General features: G+C 55.8%; 24 protein-coding genes. 15 read left to right on the top strand and 9 right to left on the bottom strand.

Translation table 11 applies throughout. The features are described 5' to 3' along the window. Positions 1 to 80: 80 nt before the first annotated feature. From rng to mreB, 5 genes are all read right to left on the bottom strand, one after another. Positions 81 to 1,538, bottom strand: coding sequence for a ribonuclease G (rng, locus tag WG219_04185; GenBank protein WXL26687.1), 1,458 nt, complete (start codon positions 1,536 to 1,538; stop codon positions 81 to 83). Between the two features lie 74 nt (positions 1,539 to 1,612). Continuing rightward, a complete protein-coding gene (locus WG219_04180) occupies positions 1,613 to 2,206 on the bottom strand; it encodes a Maf family protein (protein WXL26686.1) in 594 nt (197 codons plus the stop codon). Positions 2,207 to 2,245: 39 nt separating this feature from the next. After that, positions 2,246 to 2,731 (bottom strand): rod shape-determining protein MreD, encoded by a 486-nt coding sequence (gene mreD, locus WG219_04175; protein ID WXL26685.1) that lies wholly within the window; start codon positions 2,729 to 2,731, stop codon positions 2,246 to 2,248. Continuing rightward, positions 2,731 to 3,741 carry a rod shape-determining protein MreC gene (gene mreC, locus WG219_04170; GenBank protein WXL26684.1) on the bottom strand — a complete coding sequence of 337 codons (1,011 nt, stop codon included), beginning with the start codon at positions 3,739 to 3,741 and terminating at the stop codon, positions 2,731 to 2,733. The genes mreD and mreC overlap by 1 nt, the downstream gene beginning before the upstream one ends. Before the next feature lie 154 nt (positions 3,742 to 3,895). After that, the gene (mreB, locus tag WG219_04165; protein WXL26683.1) at positions 3,896 to 4,933 is read right to left on the bottom strand and encodes a rod shape-determining protein MreB; all 1,038 of its coding nucleotides are present in this window, start codon (positions 4,931 to 4,933) and stop codon (positions 3,896 to 3,898) included. Positions 4,934 to 5,171: 238 nt separating this feature from the next. Between mreB and gatC the strand changes: the two genes are divergently transcribed. The 6 genes from gatC (at position 5,172) to pcaC (ending at position 10,340) form a co-directional block, all read left to right on the top strand. Then, positions 5,172 to 5,459 carry an Asp-tRNA(Asn)/Glu-tRNA(Gln) amidotransferase subunit GatC gene (gatC, locus tag WG219_04160; protein WXL26682.1) on the top strand — a complete coding sequence of 96 codons (288 nt, stop codon included), beginning with the start codon at positions 5,172 to 5,174 and terminating at the stop codon, positions 5,457 to 5,459. 14 nt (positions 5,460 to 5,473) lie between these two features. Next, the gene (gene gatA / locus WG219_04155; GenBank protein WXL26681.1) at positions 5,474 to 6,925 is read left to right on the top strand and encodes an Asp-tRNA(Asn)/Glu-tRNA(Gln) amidotransferase subunit GatA; all 1,452 of its coding nucleotides are present in this window, start codon (positions 5,474 to 5,476) and stop codon (positions 6,923 to 6,925) included. A gap of 11 nt (positions 6,926 to 6,936) precedes the next feature. Beyond that, positions 6,937 to 8,385 (top strand): Asp-tRNA(Asn)/Glu-tRNA(Gln) amidotransferase subunit GatB, encoded by a 1,449-nt coding sequence (gene gatB / locus WG219_04150; protein ID WXL26680.1) that lies wholly within the window; start codon positions 6,937 to 6,939, stop codon positions 8,383 to 8,385. 70 nt (positions 8,386 to 8,455) lie between these two features. Beyond that, the gene (locus WG219_04145; protein ID WXL26679.1) at positions 8,456 to 8,818 is read left to right on the top strand and encodes a septal ring lytic transglycosylase RlpA family protein; all 363 of its coding nucleotides are present in this window, start codon (positions 8,456 to 8,458) and stop codon (positions 8,816 to 8,818) included. 26 nt (positions 8,819 to 8,844) lie between these two features. Then, positions 8,845 to 9,954 (top strand): calcium/sodium antiporter, encoded by a 1,110-nt coding sequence (locus WG219_04140; protein WXL26678.1) that lies wholly within the window; start codon positions 8,845 to 8,847, stop codon positions 9,952 to 9,954. Continuing rightward, positions 9,951 to 10,340, top strand: a complete 390-nt coding sequence (pcaC, locus tag WG219_04135) for a 4-carboxymuconolactone decarboxylase (GenBank protein WXL26677.1) — start codon at positions 9,951 to 9,953, stop codon at positions 10,338 to 10,340. Before WG219_04140 ends, pcaC begins: the two co-directional genes overlap by 4 nt. A gap of 31 nt (positions 10,341 to 10,371) precedes the next feature. Here pcaC and WG219_04130 read toward each other — a convergent pair whose 3' ends face one another. Beyond that, positions 10,372 to 11,313, bottom strand: a complete 942-nt coding sequence (locus tag WG219_04130; protein WXL26676.1) for an AEC family transporter — start codon at positions 11,311 to 11,313, stop codon at positions 10,372 to 10,374. 343 nt (positions 11,314 to 11,656) lie between these two features. Here WG219_04130 and WG219_04125 point away from each other — a divergent pair, with 343 nt between their 5' ends. Continuing rightward, positions 11,657 to 12,970: a CitMHS family transporter gene (locus WG219_04125; GenBank protein ID WXL26675.1), complete on the top strand. Its 1,314-nt coding sequence runs from the start codon at positions 11,657 to 11,659 to the stop codon at positions 12,968 to 12,970. Positions 12,971 to 13,022: 52 nt separating this feature from the next. On the opposite strand, the gene WG219_04120 is transcribed toward WG219_04125, so the two are convergent. Next, positions 13,023 to 13,583, bottom strand: coding sequence for a response regulator transcription factor (locus tag WG219_04120; protein WXL26674.1), 561 nt, complete (start codon positions 13,581 to 13,583; stop codon positions 13,023 to 13,025). A gap of 11 nt (positions 13,584 to 13,594) precedes the next feature. Further along, positions 13,595 to 14,848 carry an ATP-binding protein gene (locus WG219_04115; GenBank protein ID WXL26673.1) on the bottom strand — a complete coding sequence of 418 codons (1,254 nt, stop codon included), beginning with the start codon at positions 14,846 to 14,848 and terminating at the stop codon, positions 13,595 to 13,597. Positions 14,849 to 15,048: 200 nt separating this feature from the next. Between WG219_04115 and WG219_04110 the strand changes: the two genes are divergently transcribed. From WG219_04110 to WG219_04075, 8 genes are all read left to right on the top strand, one after another. Continuing rightward, entirely contained in the window at positions 15,049 to 15,762 is a 714-nt protein-coding gene (locus WG219_04110; protein WXL26672.1) for an SIMPL domain-containing protein, read from the top strand. A 171-nt stretch (positions 15,763 to 15,933) separates the two neighbouring features. Continuing rightward, positions 15,934 to 17,535: an ABC transporter substrate-binding protein gene (locus tag WG219_04105; protein ID WXL26671.1), complete on the top strand. Its 1,602-nt coding sequence runs from the start codon at positions 15,934 to 15,936 to the stop codon at positions 17,533 to 17,535. A gap of 216 nt (positions 17,536 to 17,751) precedes the next feature. Continuing rightward, the gene (locus WG219_04100; GenBank protein ID WXL27933.1) at positions 17,752 to 19,074 is read left to right on the top strand and encodes an OprD family outer membrane porin; all 1,323 of its coding nucleotides are present in this window, start codon (positions 17,752 to 17,754) and stop codon (positions 19,072 to 19,074) included. A gap of 77 nt (positions 19,075 to 19,151) precedes the next feature. Then, positions 19,152 to 20,705, top strand: coding sequence for an ABC transporter substrate-binding protein (locus tag WG219_04095; GenBank protein ID WXL26670.1), 1,554 nt, complete (start codon positions 19,152 to 19,154; stop codon positions 20,703 to 20,705). Positions 20,706 to 20,803: 98 nt separating this feature from the next. Then, entirely contained in the window at positions 20,804 to 21,814 is a 1,011-nt protein-coding gene (locus WG219_04090; GenBank protein ID WXL26669.1) for an ABC transporter permease subunit, read from the top strand. A gap of 10 nt (positions 21,815 to 21,824) precedes the next feature. Next, positions 21,825 to 22,736 carry an ABC transporter permease subunit gene (locus WG219_04085; GenBank protein WXL26668.1) on the top strand — a complete coding sequence of 304 codons (912 nt, stop codon included), beginning with the start codon at positions 21,825 to 21,827 and terminating at the stop codon, positions 22,734 to 22,736. Positions 22,737 to 22,746: 10 nt separating this feature from the next. Then, entirely contained in the window at positions 22,747 to 23,721 is a 975-nt protein-coding gene (locus WG219_04080) for an ABC transporter ATP-binding protein (GenBank protein ID WXL26667.1), read from the top strand. Beyond that, positions 23,721 to 24,689, top strand: coding sequence for a peptide ABC transporter ATP-binding protein (locus WG219_04075; protein ID WXL26666.1), 969 nt, complete (start codon positions 23,721 to 23,723; stop codon positions 24,687 to 24,689). Before WG219_04080 ends, WG219_04075 begins: the two co-directional genes overlap by 1 nt. A gap of 114 nt (positions 24,690 to 24,803) precedes the next feature. Here WG219_04075 and WG219_04070 read toward each other — a convergent pair whose 3' ends face one another. Continuing rightward, the gene (locus WG219_04070; protein ID WXL26665.1) at positions 24,804 to 25,241 is read right to left on the bottom strand and encodes a hypothetical protein; all 438 of its coding nucleotides are present in this window, start codon (positions 25,239 to 25,241) and stop codon (positions 24,804 to 24,806) included. Between the last annotated feature and the right edge of the window lie 137 nt (positions 25,242 to 25,378).

Raw genomic sequence — 25,378 nt, 5'->3', positions numbered from 1 at the left:
CGAACGCTGCACGAAGCAAACACGTCAAGCCCCTACCCAGCATAGACACTCAGACGAGGCCTGAACGCTGGACGCAGCCATTAAAGTAAAACCACATCGTACTGATCCTGTGCATACATGGTTTCAACCTGAAATTTGATGGTGCGACCGATAAACGCCTCCAGATCGGCCACATTCCCCGACTCCTCATCCAGAAGACGATCAACCACCTTCTGGTTAGCCAACACCCGGTATCCCTCTGCCTGATAAGCCCTGGCCTCACGGAGAATTTCGCGGAAAATTTCGTAGCAGGTGGTTTCTGCCGTTTTCAACTTGCCACGACCCTGGCACGCACTGCAAGGCTCGCACAGTATCTGCTCAAGACTTTCACGGGTGCGCTTGCGCGTCATCTGCACCAGACCGAGTTCGGTGATGCCGATGATGTTGGTCTTGGCGTGATCCCGCTCCAGTTGCTTTTCCAGCGTGCGAAGTACCTGACGCTGATGCTCCTCATCTTCCATATCAATAAAGTCGATGATGATGATTCCGCCAAGGTTTCGTAGTCGCAGCTGTCGGGCAATGGCAGTCGCTGCTTCAAGATTAGTCTTGAAGATAGTTTCCTCAAGAGTTCGATGGCCGACAAACGCACCGGTATTCACATCAATGGTGCTCATGGCCTCGGCCTGATCAATGATCAGATACCCCCCGGACTTCAGCGGCACCTTACGATCAAGGGCCTTCTGAATTTCATCCTCAACCCCATACAGATCGAAAATCGGCCTTTCGCCAGGGTAATGCTCAAGACGGTCAGCGATTTCCGGCATCAATTCGCCTACAAATTGGGTGATCTTCTGGAAAGTCTCGCGAGAGTCGACACGAATTTTCTCGATCTTCGGATTCACCAAATCACGCAAAGTTCTCAATGCAAGGCTGAGATCTTCATAAATCACCATCGGCGTTGGACCGATCTTCATCTGCGTAGCGATTTGCGCCCACAACCTGCGCAGGTAACGGATATCAGCAAGAATTTCGTCGGCACGGGCACCATCTGCAGCCGTACGCAGAATAAAACCGCCAGCCTCTTCGATCCCTTCAGCTGCAATGCAGTCGGCCACCACCTGCTTCAGGCGTTCGCGCTCGACTTCGTCTTCGATCTTCAGGGAAATACCCACATGGCTGGTACGCGGCATGTACACCAAGTAGCGCGAAGGGATCGACAGGTGCGTAGTTAGCCGTGCCCCTTTACTGCCAATCGGGTCTTTGGTCACTTGCACAACCAAACTCTGCCCCTCGTGGACCAAGGCACTGATGCTTTCCACTGCCTGCCCTTCACGAGTAGAGATTTCAGCCGCATGAATGAACGCCGCACGCTCAAGGCCAATATCAACAAAAGCGGCCTGCATGCCCGGCAGCACGCGGACAACCTTACCTTTATAGATATTGCCGACGATGCCCCGCCGCTGCGTACGCTCGACGTGTACTTCCTGCAACACACCGTTTTCCACCACGGCAACCCGTGACTCCATTGGCGTGATATTGATCAGGATTTCTTCACTCATGGCTCATCTCTTCAGAGTAAAGCTGTCATCGCATCAGCCCCGACAGCAGGCTCTGACGATGAACAACCTCTTGGCTAATGTTCCGACACTTGCCAGCACGGAATTGCAAACTCAGCGAGCAATGCAGCTGTTTCACACAATGGCAAACCAACAACCGCGGAATAACTGCCCTGCAAATGACTGACGAAGATAGATGCCAGCCCCTGGATAGCATAACTACCCGCTTTGTCCTGTGGCTCGCCAGTGTTCCAGTAAGCCTCTATCTCAGCATCGTCCAATTCGCGGAAGCTGACCTCACTGGTGACGACTTGGGAAACCAGTCTATCTTCACTGATTAACGCGACAGCGGTTACAACTTGATGTTTTCGGCCCGAAAGGGCTTTAAGAGTCTGCAAGGCATCGGCACGATCAACCGGCTTGCCCAGAATGCGACCATCCAGCACGACTGAGGTATCAGCGCCCAGCACCACGGCCCCGCTACGCTCGGCAAGGGAGCCGAGCCCCGCTTGGGCTTTTTCCCGTGCCAGTCGCTCGACATAGTCCTGCGCAGACTCACCAGCCCGTACGGATTCGTCGATATTGCTTTTTAACAGGAGAAACGGCACGCCAATCTGCGTGAGCAACTCACGCCTGCGTGGCGATCCGGAGGCGAGGTAAAGAGTCGCCATAAGACATCTCCCTGTCAGAAGGTAGGAATGTGACGTGGATCAGTTGATCCTTAAACGCATCTGCACGATGCGCAACAGCACGTACACCCACGGCCAGAGCAAGGCACTGATCAACGCAGGTAATACAAACTCTAAGGTTGGCGGACGACTGCCAACCAGCGCATTCAGCCACAACTGCACCAGTTGAGCGAGACCAAACACAATCAACAGCACCATGCTCTGCTGCCACATGGGGAACATGCGTAAGCGCTGATGCAGGCTCAGCACGAGGAATGTGATAAACATCAGAGTAAGTGCATTTTGGCCTAACAGCGTACCGTTCAAAACGTCGGCCAGAAGGCCAAAGCACCAGGCAGTCGTCATGCCAATGCGGTGTGGCAATGCCAGCACCCAGTAGGTCAAGAACAGGGCAATCCACATCGGACGGCCGGGCTCCGCCCATCCCGGCAGTGCAGAAACGCTCAGCAACAGCGCCACCGCTAAGGTCAGCCAGACGAACCAGACATTACTCAATCGTGCAGCCATTATTGTGCAGCCTCAGGTGTATTCGCCGGTGCGGCAGGTGTTGCAGGAGCAGAGGTAGCGCCAGCAGGTGCAGCCGCAGGTTGAGCCGAACTGTTCTGACCAGCCGGCAAAGCCTGTTGCAGAATTTCCTGATCTAAGGCCTCCTGAGCCTGGGCCGAATCAGCCGCACGCTGCTCAGGCGTACGCGGATCAGAGAACACCAGCAGCATATAGCGGCTGCGGTTTAGCATGGCAGTCGGCACGGCCCGAACAATGGCGAAAGGCTGGCCCGAGTCATGTATCACTTCACTGACCACGGCAACCGGATAGCCTGCTGGGAACCGCTGGCCCAATCCGGAGCTAACCAGCAAATCGCCCTCTTTGATATCCGCAGTATCAGCCACGTGACGCAGCTCAAGCCGCTCAGGATTACCCGTGCCGCTGGCAATAGCCCGCAGACCATTGCGATTGACCTGCACCGGAATGCTGTGGGTGCTGTCAGTCAGCAGCAGAACGCGGGATGTATAAGGCAGGACTTCAACCACCTGCCCCATAAGACCTCGGGCATCCAAAACAGGCTGCCCCAGTACGACGCCATCCTTAGAGCCTTTGTCGATCAGAATACGGTGGCTGAACGGATTGGGGTCCACACCGATCAACTCAGTGGCCAACACTTCCTCATCGACCAGAGCCGCCGAATTAAGCAGCTCACGCAAGCGCACGTTCTGCTCAGTCAGGGCCGCCAGCTTTTGCAAACGGCGCTGCATGGCCAACTGCTCAGCTTTCAAACGCTCATTTTCGGCAACCAGCTCACTGCGTGTAGAGAGCTCAGCGGTGGCATCTTCCCATAGCGTCACAGGCAGGCGGCCAAGCACATAAGCAGGCTCGACAATCAGCCCCAACTGCTCGCGTAACGGTTTGACCACATCGAATCGCGCATCAGCCACCATCAGCGCTACCGACAAAACGGTGAACACCAACAGACGCACACCCAGCGATGGTCCTTTGGCAAATAGCGGCTTGATGGGCAATTCCTCGTAGCGGCAGCAACAAAAAGCTGCAAGCGGATCAATACCCGGCTTGCAGCTCAGTGGTTGTACACAAAATGTACAGGGTTGTCATTCAGCAGACACACTGCTGCGAAACCATAACCGGCCCCAATAAGAGCCAGGCAAAGTACGGACGTTACTCCGTGGACAGCAGGTCCATGGCGTGACGATCCATCATTTCCAGCGCCTTACCACCGCCACGAGCCACACAGGTCAACGGATCTTCGGCAACGATCACCGGCAAACCGGTTTCCTGGGACAGCAGTTTGTCCAGATCACGCAGCAGTGCACCACCGCCGGTTAGAACCAAGCCGCGCTCAGCGATATCAGACGCCAGCTCAGGTGGAGACTGCTCCAACGCGCTCTTCACCGCCTGAACGATGGTGGCCAGCGACTCTTGCAGGGCTTCCAGCACTTCGTTGGAATTCAGGGTGAAGCTACGCGGCACGCCTTCAGCCAGGTTACGGCCACGTACGTCGACCTCACGCAGCTCGCCCCCAGCATAGGCAGTACCGATTTCCTGCTTGATGCGCTCAGCGGTGGATTCACCGATCAGGCTGCCGTAATTGCGGCGTACATAAGTAATGATCGCCTCGTCGAAACGGTCACCACCGACACGAACGGATTCGGCATACACCACACCGTTCAGGGAGATCAGCGCGATTTCAGTGGTACCACCACCGATATCAACGACCATGGAACCACGGGCCTCTTCAACCGGCAGCCCCGCACCGATGGCAGCAGCCATCGGCTCTTCGATCAGGAACACTTCACGAGCACCTGCGCCCAGCGCAGATTCACGGATTGCGCGGCGCTCAACCTGAGTTGATTTGCACGGTACGCAGATCAGTACACGCGGGGAAGGCTGCAGGAAGCTGTTTTCGTGAACTTTATTGATGAAGTACTGCAGCATCTTTTCACAGACGCTGAAGTCAGCGATCACGCCGTCTTTCATCGGGCGGATAGCGGAAATATTGCCGGGAGTACGACCCAGCATGCGTTTGGCCTCAGTACCTACAGCCACAACGCTCTTCTGGTTGCCATGGGTACGAATGGCAACAACGGACGGCTCGTTCAGGACGATGCCACGCTCGCGAACATAAATCAGGGTATTGGCAGTGCCCAGGTCGATAGAAAGATCACTGGAAAACATGCCACGCAGTTTTTTGAACATGGGATTAGGGACCCTAGACAAAGCGTGGGTAAAAAAGTGCCGCAAACTCTAACAACGGCAGGGATTTTGAGCAAGGCACCATTGTGGTAGATTGCCGCTCTTTACGGGCTATTAAAGCCATCATCGCGGCCTTTGACCGCCACCTGTCACATTACGTTCCCTGCAATCTGTGCGGGCGTACGATTTACTTGTCCAATGGCGGCCCAAACTGGCGCCGCTCTATATAGGGAGAATTCTGATGGCGCTTGAGCGCTCCGACGTGGAGAAAATCGCCCATCTGGCTCGTTTAGGGCTGAACGAGGCGGAAATCCCCGCCACCACCGACACCCTGAACAACATTCTTGGCCTTATCGACCAGATGCAGGCCGTCAACACTGATGGTGTTGAGCCACTGTCCCATCCGCTGGAAGCCACTCAGCGTTTGCGTGCGGACCAAGTCACAGAAAGCAACAATCGCGACGCTTATCAGGCCATCGCCCCAGCCGTTGAAAGCGGCCTATTCCTGGTTCCGAAAGTCATCGAGTAAGGGAAAGACACGCCATGTATCAATTGACTCTGGCCGAGATCGCCCGCGGACTCGCCGAGAAACAGTTTTCTTCTGAAGAACTGACCCGCAACCTGCTGCAACGTATTCAGCAGCTGGACCCACAACTGAATAGCTTTATCAGCGTGACCGAAGAGTTGGCGTTGACTCAGGCCAAGGCTGCTGATGCCCGCCGTGCTGCCGGTGAGAGCAACCCTCTTCTCGGCGCCCCGATCGGCCACAAAGATCTGTTCTGCACACAAGACGTGCTGACCACCTGCGCCTCGAAAATTCTCTACAACTTTAAAGCGCCTTATAACGCCACTGTTGTTGAGAAACTCGCCGCAGCCGGCACTGTGACCCTCGGCAAGCTGAACATGGACGAATTCGCCATGGGCTCGGCTAACGAATCCAGCCACTATGGCCCAGTAAAAAACCCGTGGGACCTGACCCGCGTACCGGGCGGTTCCAGCGGAGGCTCCGCTGCTGCTGTTGCTGCACGCCTCTTGCCCGCTGCAACCGGCACCGATACGGGTGGTTCGATCCGCCAGCCTGCCGCACTGACCAACCTGACCGGCATCAAGCCCACCTACGGTCGTGTTTCGCGCTGGGGCATGATCGCTTACGCCTCCAGCCTGGACCAAGGCGGCCCACTGGCGCGCACGGCTGAAGACTGCGCCCTGATGCTGCAGACCATGGCCGGTTTCGACAGCAAGGACTCAACCAGCGTTGATCAGCCAGTTGATGACTATCTGGCATCACTGAGCCAACCGCTGAACGGCCTGCGTATCGGCCTGCCGAAAGAGTACTTCGGCGCAGGTCTGGACAGCCGCATTGCCGACAAGGTGATGGCCGTAGTCGAAGAGCTGAAAAAACTCGGCGCTACCGTCAAGGAAATCAGCCTGCCGAACATGCAACACGCGATCCCTGCTTATTATGTAATCGCCCCGGCGGAGGCCAGCTCCAACCTGTCGCGCTTCGACGGCGTACGCTTCGGCTACCGCTGCGAGAACCCGACCAACCTTGAAGACCTGTACAAGCGCTCCCGTGGCGAAGGTTTCGGTGCCGAAGTTAAGCGCCGCATCATGGTCGGTACCTATGCGCTGTCCGCTGGCTACTACGACGCCTATTACCTCAAGGCGCAGAAAATCCGTCGCCTGATCAAGAACGACTTTGTCGGCGCGTTCAACGAGGTTGACGTAATTCTCGGCCCAACCACGCCAAACCTGGCCTGGAAACTGGGCGAGAAGAACAACGATCCGGTCGCGGCCTACCTGGAAGACATTTACACCATCACCGCCAACCTCGCCGGTATTCCCGGCCTGTCGATGCCCGCTGGCTTCGTCGATGGCTTGCCGGTGGGCGTGCAACTGCTCGCACCGTACTTCCAGGAAGCCCGCCTGCTTAACGTGGCCCACCAGTATCAGTCGGTCAGCGACTGGCACAAACAAGCCCCAACCGGATTCTGAGGAAGACTCATATGCAATGGGAAACCGTGATCGGGCTGGAAATCCACGCACAGCTCAGCACTCAATCGAAGATTTTCTCCGGCAGCGCCATCGCCTTCGGCGCCGAGCCGAACACTCAGGCCAGCCTGATCGACCTCGGCATGCCCGGCACTCTACCGGTGCTCAACGCCGAAGCCGTACGCATGGCCTGCAAATTCGGCTTGGCAATTGATGCAGAGATTGCCGAGACAAACGTTTTCGCCCGTAAAAACTACTTCTACCCAGACCTGCCCAAGGGCTACCAGACCAGCCAGATGGATCACCCCATCGTTGGCAAAGGCCATCTGGACATCACCCTTGAGGACGGCACCACCAAGCGCATCGGCATCACCCGTGCCCACCTGGAAGAAGACGCAGGCAAATCCCTGCACGAAGATTTCCAGGGCATGAGCGGCATCGACCTGAACCGTGCCGGTACGCCACTGCTGGAAATCGTTTCTGAGCCGGATATCCGCAGCGCCAAAGAAGCCGTTGCTTACGTTAAAGCTATCCACGCACTGGTCCGCTATCTGGGTATCTGCGACGGCAACATGGCCGAAGGCTCGCTGCGCTGCGACTGCAACGTCTCTGTGCGCCCGAAAGGTCAGGCTGAATTCGGCACCCGCGCTGAGATCAAGAACGTCAACTCGTTCCGCTTCATTGAGAAAGCCATCAACTATGAAGTGCAGCGCCAGATCGAGCTGATCGAAGACGGCGGTAAAGTGGTACAGGAAACCCGCCTGTACGACCCGAACAAAGACCAGACCCGCTCTATGCGCAGCAAGGAAGAAGCTAACGACTACCGTTACTTCCCTTGCCCTGACCTGCTGCCGGTGGTGATTGAGCAAAGCTTCCTCGACGAAGTACGCGCCAGCCTGCCGGAGTTGCCGGTGCAGAAGCGCGAGCGCTTTGAGTCGCAGTTCGGCTTGTCCACCTACGACGCCACTGTGCTGGCAGCCAGCCGTGAAATGGCTGACTACTTCGAAGCCGTGCAGCAGGTATGTGGCGACGCCAAGCTGGCGGCCAACTGGGTGATGGGCGAGCTGTCCAGCCTGCTCAACAAAGACAACCTGGAAATCGACCAGTCTCCGGTCAGTGCCGAACAACTGGGCGGCATGATCCTGCGCATCAAGGACAACACCATCAGCGGCAAAATCGCCAAGATGGTCTTCGAGGCGCTGGCCGCTGGCGAAGGCGCCACTGCCGACGAAATCATCGAGAAGAAAGGCCTCAAGCAAGTCACCGACAGTGGCGCGATTGAAGCCATGCTCGATGAAGTGCTGGCAGCCAACGCTGAGCAGGTCGAGCAATACCGCGCCAGCGATGAAGCCAAGCGCGGAAAAATGTTCGGTTTCTTTGTCGGCCAAGCCATGAAAGCTTCCAAAGGCAAGGCCAACCCGGGACAAGTGAACGAACTTCTGAAGAAGAAACTCGAAGGTTAAGCTGTTCCATAGCGCACAACGCCGGGCTCGCCCGGCGTTGTGCTATCTGCGCCCGGCAAATTACAGAGGAATGACTATGCGCCTACTGCTACTCATCCTGATTAGCCTTGCTTTAACTGCGTGCTCCACACTTGGCCCTGGCTCATCAGATGAGGGCATGGCGTCTTACTATGGCGCGCAGCACCATGGCAAAAAAACGGCCAGCGGTGAGCCTTTTAATCAATATGCCCTTACGGCCGCCCACCGCACCCTGCCATTTGGTACCAAGGTTCGCGTCACCAACCTGCGCAACAACAAAAGCGTGGTGGTGCGTATCAATGATCGCGGCCCTCACATACGCAAGCGGATCATTGATCTTTCGTACCAAGCCGCAAAAGAGTTGGATATGCTCAGAGACGGCATAGCCCCCGTTAGGATTCAGCCCCTCAATTAGTCTGCCAACACGATCAGGAAACACGCATGACCATTATGACCTTTGTGTATCTGGTAGCCGGGATCGCTTTACTGGTCGCTGGCGCTGAAGTTCTGGTGCGCGGAGCCGCGAAACTAGCCGCACAGCTGGGCATCCCCCCGCTAATCATTGGCCTTACCGTGGTTGCCTTCGGCACCAGCGCTCCGGAAACCGCTGTCAGCGTACAAGCTGCGGTAGAAGGCAGCGGCGACCTTGCCATCGGCAACGTGGTCGGTAGCAACATCGCCAACGTCCTGCTGATTCTCGGTCTTACCGCACTGGTTGCCCCCTTGCTGGTCTCGCGCCAACTGATACGGCTGGATGTGCCCATCATGATCGGAGCCAGCCTCCTCACCTTTGCACTGGCATGGGACGGCCAGCTGGGAAAAATTGACGGCGCCATTTTGTTTGCCGGAATCATTGCCTACACCGCCTTCCTCATTTATTACAGCCGACGCGACGCTAACAGCGCAGCCGACGCAAATGATGAGTTTGCAAAGGAGTTCGGCGACACAAAGAGCAAAAAGCCAAATGCCTGGCTGATCAACCTGTCTCTCATCGTTGTCGGTCTTGTACTACTCGTTGTTGGATCCAACTTTCTGGTTGAAGGCGCCATCACCCTGGCCCGGGCGCTGGGGATTTCCGAACTGGTGATCGGCCTCACAGTAGTCGCAGTGGGCACCTCGCTGCCTGAACTGGCCACGTCATTACTGGCGGCCTTTAAAGGGGAACGGGATATCGCTGTAGGCAATATCGTCGGCAGTAATATTTTCAACCTGCTGTGTGTATTGGGCCTGTCAGCTCTAGTGGCCCCCTTGCCGATTAATGTTTCTGCAAACGCACTGGCCTTTGACTTCCCGGTAATGATCGGTGTCGCCCTAGCATGCCTGCCGATTTTCTTTGCGGGCTACTGCATCAATCGCTGGGAGGGCCTGCTATTCCTGGCGTACTACGTGGCCTACACGGCGTACCTCATCACCAGCTCAACGGGGCAAGCATTCGCCACCACGCTGTCCCATGCCATGCTCGGTTATGTTATTCCGCTGACTGCCGTGAGCCTGATCGTCATTGTCGGACGGGCCTGGAAAAAACAACGTAATCAGGAGTATGCGAAATGACTGACAACCACCAACAAGGCCTGAAAGCCCGCCGGGAAGTCATGGGCGATGCCTTCGTTGATCGGGCCTTGAGCAATGCAACCGAGTTCACCCAGCCGCTGCAGGACTTCGTCAATGAACATGCTTGGGGTGGCGTCTGGACACGAGAAGGCTTGGATCGTAAGACACGCAGCCTCATTACCCTCGCCGCGCTGACCGCTCTGAAATGCCCCCAAGAGCTCAAAGGCCATGTCCGGGGCGCTCTTAACAACGGCTGCAGTGTCGAGGAAATCCGCGAAGCGCTGCTGCACTGCGCCGTTTACGCTGGCGTACCAGCGGCCATTGATGCCTTCCGCGCCGCACAGGAAGTGATTGAGAGCTGGCAGCAAGCGCAGGCCGAAGGCTAAAACATTCTGATCGCCGTGAACTGCACGGCGATCAGATCCAGCCGCCCCATTGCAGGATGAACAAGCCCAAATTGGTGGAAATAGCTGCCAACAATGTCGTCAGCACAATAATCGCTGCAGCCAACTGGTAATTGCTACCCACCGCCTTCGCCATCACAAAGCTGGCCGCAGCAGTCGGGCTGACAAAAAACAAAAACAGAATTCCCAGCTCTGCCCCACGGAAGCCGAACATAAATGCCCCGAGGGTGCCCAGAGCAGGGAGCCATAAAACCTTCATCAGGCTGGCACTTAGCGCCAGCACACCACTCTCCCGCAGCGCCGCCAGCGACAAACTCGCACCGATGCAGATCAGCGCCAGCGGCAATGTCAGCTGAGCCAAGTACTCACCGGATGTCGTCACCCAAGCGGGTAAGCCTATTTTCCAATAGGCAAAGGGGATAGCTGTCACAACGCCCAGTATCAACGGATTGGTGATAATGCTCTTACTGATACTCCACACCGTTGCCTTCGCCTGCGGGCTGTACACAGCCAGAACCAGCGCAGACAAGGTGTTGTAGCTCAGAATTACCAAGCCACCGAGCACACCACCGAGGGATAAACCGTAATCACCGTACAGGCTGGTGGCCAGCGCCAGCCCAATGATGCCGTTATTACCCCGAAACGCGCCCTGAACATAAACCCCACGCTCAGCCTTCGGCACACGCCAAATGGCCCAAGCCCAGGCCAGCAGGAAGCCCACCACAGTAGCCAATAGAAAATAGCCCAGCAGTTTGGGCTGCAACGCGGTATTTAAGTCCGCATGCAAAATAGCCAGAAACAGCATCACCGGCATGCTGACATTGAACACCAGCGCTGTTGCCGTGCTGACAAATGCGGCATCAACCTGGCCCAAACGCTTCAGCAACACACCCAGAAACAACATCGCGAATACCGGCGCGGTAACCGCAAATGTCTCAGAAAAAATTGCAAACATGATCAAAGCCACGGGCTAGACAGGTTTCTTGATCATATCAGCCCACGCGGTGCTTATGCCCGTACTCTCTGAAGCCCCACTGCCCGACAAAAAGCCACTACAGCTGTCGCCCTGAAAGCTGGATGAAAGATTCTCTCCGTAGATTCAGGCCGCCGGCTCGAACCGGCCCGGTACCTGTCAGTTCATCTGACAGCCGAAGACAAAAACAACGGTGATAGCAATGTTTAACAGCCAGCCTGGTGCCCTCAGAGTATCTACCCTCTCCGACACCCTGCCGCCCACTCATGCTAGGGCTCGGCACGCCTGACTATCACTGCCCGTATCAGCGATTCGGAGAACCATAATGCTGACGTTCCTTGGCTTCGCCATGGTCATTACTTTCATGTACCTGATCATGAGCAAGCGCCTTTCCGCCCTGATTGCCTTGATCATCATCCCCATCCTGTTCGCCATCTTGGGCGGGTTCGCCCACGACATTGGCCCCATGATGCTTGAAGGCATCAGCAAACTCGCGCCGACAGGCGTGATGCTGATGTTCGCGATCCTCTACTTTGCTGTAATGATCGACTCAGGGCTGTTCGACCCTGCCGTACGGGCAATTTTGCGCGTGGTCAAAGGCGACCCTCTGAAAGTCTCTATGGGCACAGCCGCTCTGGCTCTGATCGTGTCACTGGATGGCGACGGTGCAACCACCTACATGATCTGTGTAGCCGCCATGCTACCGCTCTATAGCCGCCTGGGTATGGACCCTCGCATCATGGCCGGCTTGATCATTCTTGCCGGCGGCATCATGAATATGACCCCATGGGGTGGCCCTACCGCGCGAGCTGCAAGTGCACTGCACGTTGACCCGTCAGACATTTTTGTCCCCATGATTCCAGCCATGCTGATCGGTGCTGTGGTTCTGTTTGGGATTGCCTGGCTATACGGCAAACGTGAACGCGCACGACTGGGCATTCTTCGCCTAGCCGAAGACACACAGCACTACGAAAATATCAGCGTTTCGCAATCCCCAGAGGCTCGCCGCCCCAAACTACTGTGGGTCAACGCGGTTCTGACAATTACGCTGATGGGATGCCTGATCGCAGGCATTCTGCCGCTGCCAGTACTGTTTATGATCTTTTTCAGCCTGGCCATGATCATTAACTACCCCAACCTTCAAGAACAGAAGGATCGCGTCGCTGCCCATGCGGGAAACGTATTGGCAGTAGTGGGACTGATTTTTGCGGCAGGTATTTTCACCGGCATCCTCAGCGGCACCGGCATGGTTGATGCCATGTCCAAGAGTTTGCTGAGCGTGATTCCACCGTCGATGGGACCTTACTTGGCGACCATTACTGCCATCGTTAGCATGCCGTTTACATTCTTCATGTCTAACGATGCCTTCTACTATGGCGTTCTACCGGTATTGACTGAAGCGGCCTCACACTACGGTATTTCGGCAGTCGAAATGGCCCGAGCCTCAATCGTCGGGCAACCGGTTCACCTGCTAAGCCCGCTGGTGCCATCCACGTATCTGCTGGTCGGCCTGGCGAAGATCGATTTTGGTGAACATCAGCGCTTTACCCTGAAGTGGGCCATTCTTATCTGTCTAGCCATCATGGTCGCAGCCCTGCTGATGGGTGTTTTCCCCTTGATCGGTGAAGCCCACCAGTAAGCACTCTGTGGTGTGTTCGTTCCATACCCCGGAACGAACACACTGGCCACACTCAACGACGAACTGGGCGTTTTTGCAGCTTGCGTTGCAAGGTTCGGCGGTGCATGCCCAGAGCACGGGCCGTCGCGGAAATATTCCCTTCATGTTCGCTGAGCACCCGCTGAATGTGCTCCCACTGCAGCCGATCGACAGACATCGGGTTTTCCGGCACCAAGGTATCCAGATCCGCGTGCTGAGTCAGCAAGGCAGCTAACACATCATCGGCATCGGCCGGCTTGCACAGATAATTGCAGGCCCCACGTTTGATCGCCTCAACCGCCGTGGCAATGCTGGAATAACCGGTAAGGATCACCACACGCATTTCTGCGTCAACTTCCAGCAACTTGGGTAACAGCACCAGCCCAGAGTCGCCGGCCATCTTCAAGTCGACCACAGCGTAGTCCGGCACGTCCTGCTGGGCCATTGTCAGCCCCTCTTCGGCAGAACTCGCAATCGAGACACGCAACCCACGTCGACTCATCGCTCTGGCCATAACGCGGGTAAAGGTCGGATCATCATCGACCAACAGCAAATGCGGTTGTTCTTCACCGTCAAACAGGAGTTCTTCGCTCATACAGAGTTCCCTTATGCTCGGCTATAGGCACGCGGCAATTTAAGCTCCGTGAGCGTGCCACCTTCTTCGTGGTTATAGAGTTTAACAGTACCACCGGCACGATTGACGCTGGCTTGACTCAAGAACAGCCCCAGGCCAAAGCCTTTGCCTTTGGTGGTGAAAAAAGGCCGGCCTAATTGCTCAGCAATCGCCAAAGGTACCCCGGCTCCAAAGTCACGGATATTCAGGGTAATCCACTGATGATCCCAGTTCAGACGGACATCCAGGTTCTCAGGGCAGGCATCAGCAGCGTTGTTAAGTAGGTTCAGCAATGCCTGAGTCAAATCAGCGGGTGGCATCAACCGGGGTGGCTGCCCCCTGCCCATGCATTGATAACGGTAACTTGCTTCGGGTCTCATGAGGTGCCAGCGATTAAGTGCAGCTTCCAGCCACTCTACACAGGTCTGATCGACTACGGCTTGACGTCGATCAGCCTCAGCGGCACGCACCAATTGCTGCAAAGTCTCTTTGCACAACTTCACCTGCTCTTGGAGCACCGCCAGATCTTCCTGCAAGGTCGGCTCCGGGTGCTCCCGACGCATTTCCTTGATCAGCACGCTCATGGTCGCCAGGGGAGTCCCTAGTTCATGCGCTGCGCCCGCGGCCTGAGTGGCCACCGCCAGCAACTGCTGGTCACGCAAGCCCTCTTCTCGGCGCTCGGCACGTATTTCTTCCTGCTGGCGAAGCTCTTCAGCCATTTTCGCCACAAAGAAGGTAATCAGCCCGGCTGCTAAGGCAAAGCTCAACCACATGCCGTAAATCAGCAAACTTTCCCGCGAACCAGTGGGCATATCCAGTGGATGCGACCACACCAGCAACAAGGTATACCCTGCCAGCGCCAAGCCTGACAGGGTCACGGTATACATCCAGGACAAAGTTGCCGCAGCAATGGTCAGCGGCACCAAGTAATACGAGACAAACGGGTTAGTTGAACCGCCTGAGTAATACAGAAGCAGGCTGTGGATCACCAGATCGCAGGCCAAGTGCAAGGCGTACTCAGCCTCAGTGACCGGCCAAGGGCCACGTAAACGCAAGGCCGTGAGCAAACACAGCACCAGCGAAATCCCCAGGGTGACACTCAGCTCCAGCCAAGGCAGTGGCAAGATACCCGAGTTGTAGGCCAGCCCAACCGAGCCTGCCTGCGCAGCCAGTACCAAGATACGGATAAAAGTGAGACGCCAGAGGTTCTGCCGGCTCGCCGACAGCAATTGCACAGGTGCGAGCATAGATTCTCCAAAATGCTCCGGATACTCGTTCAGCGAGCTTGGCGAGTATAACCAAGGCCCACGCACACCATCTGCGGCAACAAGCCGCAGCGAGCATGGGCAAAACCAATAGCAGGCATTAACCCTTTTCAGCAGCCAACACCGTCTAACCTCAGGAAAGCTGTGCATAGACAATGCGCTCACCCACAAGGAAAACCGCCATGATGCCAATTACCCGTTTAGCGACCGCCACCCTGATCAGCGCCAGCGCCCTGTTCAGTCTGTCCGCCACGGCAGATGACCAGCGCTATAACCAGATTTCATTGAGTGCCGAAGTCAGCAAAGAAATCGCCCACGACCTGATGCACGTCACCCTCTACAGTGAAGACCAGAGCAGCGATCCTGCTGAACTGGCGACCAAAATCAGCACAAGCATGAACGACGCCATCAGCCAGGCGCGCAAGGTCAAAGGTATTACGGTCACATCAGGCAGTCGCAACAGCTACCCGGTCTATGACGACAAAGGCCAGAAAATTACAGCTTGGCGAGAACGCGCTGAGCTGCGTCTGGAGAGCGCCGACTTCGCCGTACTGTCAAAACTTACCGGCGAGCTACTCGGCAATCTGAAAATGGGTGGAATGAACTTCAGCATTGCTGACACCACCCGCAAAACCAATGAAGACGCATTGATGAAAAGTGCCATAGAGGCCTTTAAAGCCCGAGCCAAGATCGCCACCGAAGCGTTGGGTGGCAAGCACTACAAAATCGTCAACCTAAGCCTGAACAGCGGTGGCTACAACCCGCCTGTTTTCCGCACCAACATGGTGATGGCCAAAGGTGCCGCAATGATGGCAGATGCAACACCTGAGATAGAGGCTGGTTCAAGCCAAGTGAACGTATCAGCTAGCGGAACAATTGAGGTACAACCGCTCTAAAACGGGCATATTGACAGCATACCATTTTCATAAATGCGACACCAAAATACAGAGGCGTTCTTATTCGGCAACAGTAGCCTTTTTGTCTATTGATTGAGTTCAGAGCGATGCCTAGCCTGATCCAACCCCATACGGGTGCCTCAAGACAAACCAATAAGACATGAGGTCTTCATGGATAAGAACGCCTTTACCAAGGCTGCTTTGGCAATCGGACTGATTGCCGCCTTCGCCAACGCTCAAGCTGCAAGCAACCTGGTGTACTGCTCAGAAGGCAGTCCGGCAGGCTTCGATCCAGGTCAATACACCACAGGGACCGACTTTGATGCTTCAGCTGAAACCGTCTTTAACCGCCTGACTCAGTTCGAACGTGGCGGTACCCACGCCGTACCGGGCCTGGCCGAGAAATGGGATATCAGCGAAGACGCCCTTACTTACACCTTTCACCTGCGTCCGAACGTTAAATTCCACACCACCAATTACTTCAAACCGAGCCGCGACTTTAACGCCGATGATGTGCTGTTCACCTTTCAGCGCATGCTCGACAAGAATCATACGTTCCGCAAAGCCTACCCTGCAGAATTCCCGTACTTCGTCGATCTGGCGATGGACCGCAATATCGCCAAGGTGGAAAAGCTGGATGACATGACCGTCCGCTTTACCCTCAACAGCGTAGACGCGGCCTTTATCCAGAATCTGGCCATGAGCTTTGCCTCAATACAGTCAGCGGAATATGCCGACAAACTACTCAAAGAAGGCAAGCCTGCGGATATCAACCAAAGGCCCATTGGCACCGGCCCATTCGTATTCAGCCGCTACCAGAAAGATGCCTTCATCCGTTTCAAAGGCAACAAGGACTATTGGAAACCGGATGATGTGCGGCTCGACAACCTGATCTTCGCCATCAACACCGATGCCTCAATCCGGGTGCAGAAGCTCAAAGCCAACGAGTGCCAGGTGACACTATTCCCCCGACCTGCGGATATCAAAGGGTTACAAGAAAACCCTGAGCTAGATGTACCCACTCAAGCAGGCTTCAATCTGGGTTTTATCGCCTACAACACTCAACGCGCCCCCTTTGACCAGCTTCAGGTACGACAAGCGCTGGACATGGCGGTAAACAAACAGGCCATTATTGACGCGGTGTATCAGGGCGCTGGGCAACTGGCCGTGAATGGTTTGCCGCCTACCCAGTGGTCTTATGATGAAACCATCAAAGACGCGCCATACAACCCCGAAAAGGCCAAAGAGCTGCTCAAAGCAGCAGGTGTCAAGGAAGGCACTGAGATCACCCTGTGGGCCATGCCCGTACAACGCCCCTATAACCCTAACGCCAAGCAGATGGCTGAAATGCTGCAAGCCGACTGGGCTAAAGTGGGTATCAAAGCCAAAATTGTCAGCTACGAGTGGGGCGAATACATCAAACGCTCCAAAGCCGGTGAGCACGGCGCCATGCTGATTGGCTGGAGCGGCGACAATGGTGATCCCGACAACTGGCTCGGCACGCTGTACGGCTGCGACGCCGTTGACGGCAACAACTTCTCCAAATGGTGTTTTGCCGACTACGACAAGCTGATTCAGGCAGCTAAGCGCACGACCGATGTCGAAGAACGCACCAAGCTCTATCAACAGGCCCAGCACATCCTCAAAGAGCAGGTCCCCATTACACCCATTGCGCATTCAACGGTTTACCAGCCGATGCGCAAAACGGTGCAGGACTACAAGATCAGTCCGTTTGGTCTGAACTCTTTCTACGGAGTCGGCATCAAGCCCTGATCATAAAACTGGCGGCCTGCCTTTATCGCCAAAGGGCAGGCCAAGCCTGGACATAAACCTGTACCCCCTTACCTATCTGCCTTAGTTGCAAACCCGTTTGCAGGGTTTCATGCACCTGCTTTTCGGGCCTATGGACGACATCTTTAATACCCCAAGCAAAGGAGCGCACAGATGAAAACAACAAAATGGCGGTACTCAACCCTTGCACTGGCCCTTATGGCTGCTGGGCTACAAGCTCAGGCGGGCGAGTCTAAAAATCAGGCGGATGCCCCGGGTTTTGTCGAAGGACAAAGTCTGGACTTCATAACTCGCAACTTTTATTCCCACGAACGAGCAAGGGACAACAGCAGTTTCAGTATCCCTAAAGAGAACGGTAGAGAGAGCACTCACGATCGCTACAGCTGGGTCCAGTCGAACCGTCTCCAATACAGCTCGGGTTACACACAAGGCACCATCGGTTTCGGTCTGGACCTTACGGCGTTCAACGCCATCAACCTGGAAAAAGGCAAAGGCCGCATCGCCGGAGGCGGCAACCGTACGCTGGCGAACAGTGACGGCGAAGCAGAAGATCAGTGGTCAAAAATGGGCGTAGCGAATATCCGCCTGCGCGCCTCATCAACTGAGTTCAAAGCAGGCCGCTTTCAAGTAGAAACACCGGTCTTTAACTCAAATGACAACCGTGCACTGCCTGCCACCTTTACTGGTTTGGCCTTAATCAGTGATGAAATCGAACACCTGACCCTCCAAGCCGGCGACTTCCGCCGCGCCAGCCCTCGAACCGGTGCTGGCGACGAGCCGCTGACCACCGAATACGGTACGCGCGAGGTGAAAGGCGACCACCTGCGCTACCTAGGCGGCGACTATCTGGCGACGGATAAGCTGACGCTCTCCCTCTACTCCGCACACTTCGAGGATGTCTGGAACCAGTATTACTTCGGACTAGGACACGACCTCGGCGACCGCGACACCCTGGCACTGCACACTGCATTCAATCTGTACAGCACCCGTGACACGGGCTCCCGTGAAGCAGGCTATATCGACAACAACATCTGGAGCCTGGGCTTCACCTTGAGCCATCAAGCCCACTCGCTAACCCTGGCGTGGCAACAAGTTGATGGTGATGAGTACTTCGATTACGTGCATGAAACCGCCGCGATCTACCTGTCCAACTCTCTGTATTCGGACTACAACGGCCCCAACGAGAAATCAGCCCAAATCCGCTATGACATCGACTGGAGCTACTACGGTGTTCCGGGCCTGACCACAGCATTCTGGTATGCCAAGGGCTGGGATATTGATGGCACCCACTACGACGGTGGCCGTAACGGTGCGTACGGCAACTACAACGAAGTGCTGGCGCAAGATGACGAACGGCACCGCGAATATGCGGTTTATCTTAACTACAAGGTGCAAAGTGGGCAGATTAAGGACACGACCTTCAAACTGCTCTACATGTCGCACCGGGCTACTAAAAACCAAGTTGATGGCAGTGGTGATGAACTGCGTATCGTAACCACACTTCCATTCAACCTGTTCTGACCCTGACAAGCTGCCGGCCACAAGCTGGCAGCCGGAGATATCCCATGAAGATGCGCCCCCTACTGTCAGCACTGGCTATGGCATCCGTCGTCAGCCTGGCACAGGCCAAAAGCCTGGTCGTCTGCACAGAAGCCAGCCCAGAAGGCTTTGACCTAGTGCAATACACGGCGGCAACAACCTTTGACGCTACCGCTGAAACAATTTTTGATCGGCTGATTGGCTTTAAACCAGGAACAACAGAGTTGCAGCCTAGGCTGGCCACTAGCTGGGAGATAAGCGATGACGGCTTGAGCTACACCTTCCACCTACGTCCGGATGTCCACTTTCACACAACCAGCTACTTCACCCCGACTCGCACCTTTAATGCTGACGATGTGATCTGGACTTTCAAGCGCCCGATGGATCGCAAAGCCCCCTGGTACGACAGCGCTATCCGTGGCTACGCCTATTTTGACAGTATGGCCATGGGTGAATTGATTAAGTCAGTTGAAAAACTCGACGCGATGACAGTTCGCTTCACCCTTACGCGTCCGGATGCAGCTTTTCTGGCTGATCTGGCAATGGGCTTTACTTCTATCTACTCAGCTGAGTACGGCGACCAACTCCTAGCTGCAGGGAAAACCGGCCTTATTAATAGTCAGCCAATTGGCACCGGCCCCTTCGTTTTTGGCCGCTATGTTAAAGACGCTCAAGTACGCTTTAAGGCCAACCCTGCCTATTTCGGTGGAAAGCCCAAGATCGATCAACTAATTTTCGCCATTTCAACTGACGCATCTGTACGACTGCAAAAACTCAGAGCTGGCGAGTGTCAGGTTGCACTGTTACCTAAGGCCGAAGACATCCCAAAGCTGCGAGAGGACAGCAATCTGGCAGTAGAAGAAATTGATGCGTTGATGACTAATTATCTGACCATCAACACCGAACACCCACCTCTGGACGACGCCAGAGTTCGAAAAGCAATCAATCTTGCAATTGATAGAAAAGCGCTGCTTAACGCGATGTCCGGGGGAGGACAACTTACACCAGCAGTTAACCCTTATCCATCCTCGATGCTCGGCTATGACGAGACAGCTAAGCCAATACAGCGCGACCTAGAGGAAGCGAAAAGATTATTAAAGGAAGCAGGTGTCAACGATCTGAAAATTGATTTGTTCATGCGTAATGGCAGCTCGACAAGCGTACCTAATCCAGGTCTGATCGCTCAGATGATTCAGGCCGATCTGGCTCAAGCCAACATTTCTTTGAATATCCGAATGCTGGAATGGGGCGAACTACTTCGACGAGCTAAGAACGGAGAACATGATCTGGCATTGCTCGGCTGGATGAGTGACAACGGTGACCCGGACAACTTCCTCGGTCCCAATCTTTCCTGCGCTGCCGCCAAGTCTGGCGAGAACCAGGCCCGTTGGTGTAATCAGGAGTTCGAAAGTCTGATCCAGAAAGCAAAACTAGTTACTGATCCCGCAACCCGCGCAGATCTATACAAACAGGCGCTTCAAGTTTTCCAACGCGAATTACCCTGGGTTGCCCTGTCACATCCAAGGATGTACGTCGTCCTGAACAAGAAAGTCAGCGGATACGTCATCAGCCCACTTGGCAACAGTAACTTTTCAACTGTAGAGCTGAAGTAAAACGCCCGCCAGGCGTTGTCTCAAGAAGCGACAACGCCGCGAACGCTGCTCCTGCTGTTGTTTAGGTAGGAACGAATGATGAGGAGTCACCCTTTCAGATGTTTAGTTTTATCCTCCGTCGTCTGGGACTTTTGATCCCCACCTTCTTCGGCATCACCTTGCTGACCTTCGCCCTGATCCGCATAATCCCAGGTGACCCGGTGGAGGTCATGATGGGCGAGCGCCGTGTCGACCCGGTGATGCATGCCGAAGCCATGGAACGCCTTGGCCTGAACAAGCCGCTTTACGCCCAGTACATCGACTACATCAGCCAGCTTGCCCACGGCAACCTCGGTGAGTCATTGCGTACCCGCGAAGGGGTCTGGACTGAATTCACCACATTATTCCCGGCCACGCTGGAACTGGCATTGGCAGCCTTGCTGTTTGCCGGAACCATTGGCTTGATAGCCGGTGTAATCGCAGCACTTAAGCGGGGCTCGCTGTTTGACCACGGCGTGATGGGCATCTCCCTAGCAGGCTATTCCATGCCGATTTTCTGGTGGGGCCTGCTGTTGATCATGTTTTTCTCCGTCGGTCTGGGCTGGACGCCCGTTTCAGGACGCCTCGACCTGCTGTACGACATAGAGCCAGTGACCGGCTTTATGCTGATCGACACCCTCCTCTCAGACGAGGAAGGGGCATTTCTCGATGCACTGCATCACCTGATTTTGCCCGCCGTGGTATTGGGCACAATCCCGCTGGCAGTGATTGCCCGCATGACCCGATCGGCCATGCTGGAAGTGCTGCGTGAAGATTACGTGCGCACCGCCCGCGCCAAGGGGCTGTCCCCGGCCCGCGTGGTGTTTGTGCATGGTTTACGCAATGCACTGATTCCGGTGCTGACCGTAATCGGCCTGCAAGTCGGCACCCTGCTGGCCGGTGCAGTCCTGACTGAAACAATTTTCTCCTGGCCGGGTATCGGCAAGTGGCTGATCGAAGCCATTGGTGCCCGGGATTATCCGGTGGTGCAGAACGGCATCCTGCTGATCGCCTGCCTGGTGATTCTGGTCAACTTCGTCGTGGACATCCTGTACGGGCTGGCCAATCCACGCATCCGCCACCAGCGCTAAGGAGCCTAGAATGAATACGACTACGCACGTCTCCAGCGTCGATCAGGCGCTGCTTTACCCCTCCCCATTGAAAGAGTTCTGGCAGGCCTTTGCTCACAATAAAGGTGCAGTGGCCGGGCTAATATTTATGCTGATCTTGGTGTTCTGCGCCCTCTTCGCGCCTTGGGTGGCGCCGCATAACCCCAGCGAACAATACCGCGATTTTCTCTTGACCCCTCCGGCCTGGCTGGAAGGCGGCCAGATGCAGTTTTTACTCGGCACTGACGAGCTGGGCCGCGATCTGCTGTCACGGCTGATTCACGGTGCTCGCCTGTCGCTGCTGATCGGCCTAGCGTCAGTGGTGATGTCTCTTATCCCCGGCATTTTTCTCGGTCTGGTAGCTGGGTTCTTTCCGCGCCTGCTTGGCCCGGTCATTACCCGCTTGATGGACATCATGCTGGCCCTCCCGTCACTGCTGCTAGCAGTGGCCATTGTCGCCATCCTTGGCCCTGGGCTGATCAATACCATCTTCGCCATCGCCATCGTCTCGCTGCCCTCGTATGTGCGCCTCACCCGCGCTGCGGTGATGGGCGAGCTGAATCGCGATTACGTAACGGCTTCGCGACTGGCCGGAGCCAGTCTGCCGCGCCTGATGTTTATCTGCGTGCTGCCCAACTGCATGGCCCCGCTGATCGTGCAGGCCACCCTGAGCTTCTCATCCGCCATTCTCGATGCTGCGGCGCTGGGCTTCCTCGGCCTTGGTGTGCAACCGCCAACCCCAGAATGGGGCACCATGCTGGCCTCAGCGCGGGATTACATCGAACGCGCATGGTGGGTCGTGAGCCTGCCGGGCTTGACCATCCTGCTCAGCGTGTTGGCCATCAACCTGATGGGAGACGGCCTGCGTGATGCACTCGATCCCAAACTGAAAAATGCGCAGTAAGGAGGCCGCCATGAATTTGCTGGATATCAAAAACCTCAGCGTGCGCTTCGGCGGCGCCAACGCCGTACCGGTTGTAGACGGCCTTGATTTAAGTGTGAAAAAGGGAGAAGTGCTGGCCATTGTCGGCGAGTCTGGCTCTGGCAAATCAGTAACTATGATGGCGCTGATGGGCCTGATCGAAGCTCCCGGCATCGTGACTGCAGATACGCTGCACTTTGACGGCACTGATATGAAAAGCCTCAAGGGCAAGCAACGCCGCAATATCATCGGCAAAGACCTGTCGATGGTCTTTCAAGACCCCATGACAGCCCTAAACCCGAGTTTTACTGTCGGCTATCAAATTGAAGAGGTATTGCGTCAGCACCGCGGCCTCAAAGGCCGTGCTGCACGCCAGCGGGCCTTAGAACTGCTTGAGAAAGTCGAGATTCCGGCTGCTGCCAGCCGTCTCGACGCATACCCGCACCAACTGTCCGGCGGTATGAGTCAGCGCGTGGCGATTGCCATGGCGATTGCCGCCGAACCCAAGCTGCTGATTGCAGATGAACCCACCACTGCTCTGGACGTCACCATTCAGGCGCAGATCATGGACTTGCTGGTCGCCCTGCAAAAAGAACAGAACATGGCTCTGGTGCTGATCACCCACGACCTTGCCGTGGTGGCTGAAACAGCTCAGCGGGTGTGCGTGATGTATGCCGGACAAGCAGTGGAGATTGGCTCGGTGCCCATGCTGTTCAACTCCCCAACCCATCCTTATACCGAAGCGCTGCTCAAGGCCATTCCCGAGCACAGCCTGGGCCAGAGCCGCCTGGAAACCCTGCCGGGAATTGTACCGGGGCGCTATGACCGACCTAAAGGCTGCCTGCTCTCGCCACGCTGCCCCTACGCCGACAACCGCTGCCAGGCTCAACAACCAACCCTGACGACACACCCGCGCGGCGCCGTGCGCTGCTTCAACCCGCTTAATTTGACTGCGGAGGTGGCCTGATGAATGCCGTACTGACTGCCCGAGACCTAACCCGTCACTACGAAGTATCACAAGGCCTGTTCAAACCCAACGCTAAGGTACAGGCCCTTAATGGCGTGTCCTTTGAACTACTTCCTGGCAAAACCCTGGCGGTGGTTGGTGAGTCTGGCTGCGGCAAGTCAACCTTGGCCCGTGCCCTGACACTGATCGAAGAGCCGACCTCTGGCTCCCTGCAAATCGCCGGGCAAGAAGTGACAGGAGCCAGCAAAACTGAACGCAAACAACTGCGCCGGGATGTGCAGATGGTGTTTCAGAACCCCTACGCTTCCCTCAACCCCCGGCAGAAAATCGGCGACCAATTGGCCGAGCCACTGCTGATCAACACCTCTCTGTCTGGCAGCGAACGGCGAGATAAGGTACAGGCCATGATGCAGCAAGTTGGCCTGCGCCCTGAGCATTACCAGCGCTACCCTCATATGTTTTCAGGCGGCCAACGCCAGCGCATCGCCCTTGCACGGGCAATGATGCTGCAACCCAAAGTGCTGGTAGCGGATGAGCCGACCTCAGCGCTGGATGTGTCGATTCAAGCGCAGGTTCTCAACCTGTTTATGGATCTGCAGGAGCAGTTCAATACCGGGTATGTGTTCATCTCCCACAACCTGTCCGTAGTACGCCATGTGGCAGACGATATTCTGGTGATGTACCTGGGTAGGCCGGTGGAAATGGGCAACAGCGAGCTGATCTACAACCGGCCACTACACCCGTACACCCAAGCCCTACTGTCAGCAACTCCGGCCATTCACCCAGATCCGGACAAGCCAAAAATAAAACTCACTGGCGAACTCCCTAACCCTCTCTCACCGCCCAGTGGTTGTGCATTTCACCAACGCTGCCCTCGAGCCAGCGCACGCTGTCGTGAAGAGCAACCTACCCTGCGTGAGCTGGACAGCCGGCAAGTGGCCTGTCACCATGCAGAAGAGGGCATTTGATAGAAGGTAATTGCGTCTTTATGGTTCTGGGCGGCAGAACAACTGCATGGCCCGTACCGTAAGGCTCACCAGTACAGCGCCTTAGCTAAAGCTCTGGCGCTGTACTCAGCCCCATTAATAGCCTCGCTCGGCCCGGAACAACTGAGAACCACAGGCTTGGCATATCTGAACCCCGACGGCCTTCGGCCAGTCCCGATGCTCACCACATATCGCACAGCGTAGAGTCAGCTTTAATGACTCAGGCGCGTATCCACGCTCCCCCGCGCCTTCCAACATAGGCGTAACGGGTCTAAAGGGAGCGCTCTCGCCAACCTCAGCAGCCTCAGCTTCTTTTGCTGCCGCATGCCACCCGCTCAACCACTCCACGTCTCTATCCAGATAAGCCTGTATCAACTGCACCTCAGAACCTGTCAGTCCACGCAGCTCAAGCTCCATTTGAGGTTGCTCGGTCACAGCCTCTAATTCGTCCGCCTCATCAAGTGCTGTCGTCAGGCGCTGTAACAAATGCTCATAGGGCCCATCAGCAAATCCATGCCGCTTAATTTCGCCCATCACTACCTCACACAAAACACATGTCGTACCTGAATACCAAGTTTAGTGCCGCACTTCCGGCCCGACCCAGCCTGCGACAAACGGCCTTTAACTCGCAATGTGATTACTCTGATCGTCAATCAGGGTTTCCCTCAGCA

It is taken from the genome of Pseudomonas mendocina (assembly GCA_037482215.1).
Lineage (GTDB): Bacteria > Pseudomonadota > Gammaproteobacteria > Pseudomonadales > Pseudomonadaceae > Aquipseudomonas > Aquipseudomonas mendocina_E.
The sequence above is the reverse complement of the archived record's forward strand: the minus strand, read 5'-3'. Positions and strand labels throughout refer to the sequence as shown.

Bases quoted from the DNA above. Each gene is read 5' to 3' on its own strand.
- WG219_04090 (WXL26669.1), top strand. From the start codon at position 20,804: ATGTTTAGTTTTATCCTCCGTCGTCTGGGACTTTTGATCCCCACCTTC.
- mreB (WXL26683.1), bottom strand. From the start codon at position 4,933: ATGTTCAAAAAACTGCGTGGCATGTTTTCCAGTGATCTTTCTATCGAC.
- WG219_04105 (WXL26671.1), top strand. From the start codon at position 15,934: ATGGATAAGAACGCCTTTACCAAGGCTGCTTTGGCAATCGGACTGATT.
- pcaC (WXL26677.1), top strand. From the start codon at position 9,951: ATGACTGACAACCACCAACAAGGCCTGAAAGCCCGCCGGGAAGTCATG.
- gatA (WXL26681.1), top strand. From the start codon at position 5,474: ATGTATCAATTGACTCTGGCCGAGATCGCCCGCGGACTCGCCGAGAAA.
- WG219_04120 (WXL26674.1), bottom strand. From the start codon at position 13,583: ATGAGCGAAGAACTCCTGTTTGACGGTGAAGAACAACCGCATTTGCTG.
- WG219_04080 (WXL26667.1), top strand. From the start codon at position 22,747: ATGAATTTGCTGGATATCAAAAACCTCAGCGTGCGCTTCGGCGGCGCC.
- WG219_04115 (WXL26673.1), bottom strand. From the start codon at position 14,848: ATGCTCGCACCTGTGCAATTGCTGTCGGCGAGCCGGCAGAACCTCTGG.
- WG219_04095 (WXL26670.1), top strand. From the start codon at position 19,152: ATGGCATCCGTCGTCAGCCTGGCACAGGCCAAAAGCCTGGTCGTCTGC.
- WG219_04145 (WXL26679.1), top strand. From the start codon at position 8,456: ATGACTATGCGCCTACTGCTACTCATCCTGATTAGCCTTGCTTTAACT.
- WG219_04085 (WXL26668.1), top strand. From the start codon at position 21,825: ATGAATACGACTACGCACGTCTCCAGCGTCGATCAGGCGCTGCTTTAC.
- mreD (WXL26685.1), bottom strand. From the start codon at position 2,731: ATGGCTGCACGATTGAGTAATGTCTGGTTCGTCTGGCTGACCTTAGCG.
- WG219_04110 (WXL26672.1), top strand. From the start codon at position 15,049: ATGATGCCAATTACCCGTTTAGCGACCGCCACCCTGATCAGCGCCAGC.
- WG219_04070 (WXL26665.1), bottom strand. From the start codon at position 25,241: ATGGGCGAAATTAAGCGGCATGGATTTGCTGATGGGCCCTATGAGCAT.
- WG219_04140 (WXL26678.1), top strand. From the start codon at position 8,845: ATGACCATTATGACCTTTGTGTATCTGGTAGCCGGGATCGCTTTACTG.
- WG219_04100 (WXL27933.1), top strand. From the start codon at position 17,752: ATGGCTGCTGGGCTACAAGCTCAGGCGGGCGAGTCTAAAAATCAGGCG.
- WG219_04075 (WXL26666.1), top strand. From the start codon at position 23,721: ATGAATGCCGTACTGACTGCCCGAGACCTAACCCGTCACTACGAAGTA.
- WG219_04125 (WXL26675.1), top strand. From the start codon at position 11,657: ATGCTGACGTTCCTTGGCTTCGCCATGGTCATTACTTTCATGTACCTG.
- WG219_04130 (WXL26676.1), bottom strand. From the start codon at position 11,313: ATGTTTGCAATTTTTTCTGAGACATTTGCGGTTACCGCGCCGGTATTC.
- gatC (WXL26682.1), top strand. From the start codon at position 5,172: ATGGCGCTTGAGCGCTCCGACGTGGAGAAAATCGCCCATCTGGCTCGT.
- WG219_04180 (WXL26686.1), bottom strand. From the start codon at position 2,206: ATGGCGACTCTTTACCTCGCCTCCGGATCGCCACGCAGGCGTGAGTTG.
- rng (WXL26687.1), bottom strand. From the start codon at position 1,538: ATGAGTGAAGAAATCCTGATCAATATCACGCCAATGGAGTCACGGGTT.
- gatB (WXL26680.1), top strand. From the start codon at position 6,937: ATGCAATGGGAAACCGTGATCGGGCTGGAAATCCACGCACAGCTCAGC.